Here is a 301-nt window from a genome sequence, read left to right on the forward strand (position 1 = left end):
CCACGGTGTGGTTCATGACTGGGGTGAAGTCGTAACAAGGTAGCCCTAGGGGAACCTGGGGCTGGATCACCTCCTTATCGACACTGTCTATCGCTCGCGGCAAGTGCTCACAACGAATTACCTGATCTTATTGCTGGCTTAGCCGGCAGTGGCAAGCGTGCTCAATAGAGCGCGCTTCTCACTGTTCTCTGAACAGCCGCTCTTTAACAATGTGAATCATGCTGACGATGGAATGTGCGCCAAGCACATCTCCATCAACACGATATGTCGGAGAGGTCCGACAGATTCGTAATCCTTGACA

General features: G+C 52.2%; 1 rRNA gene. It reads left to right on the forward strand.

Going from position 1 to position 301, the window contains the following annotated elements:
* Positions 1-77: ribosomal RNA gene (locus tag MKZ40_RS17105) — 16S ribosomal RNA — on the forward strand; the annotation flags it as partial.
* Positions 78-301 lie beyond the last annotated feature (224 nt).

The sequence above is a fragment of the Cobetia sp. BMC6 genome (assembly GCF_029991385.1).
GTDB lineage: Bacteria > Pseudomonadota > Gammaproteobacteria > Pseudomonadales > Halomonadaceae > Cobetia.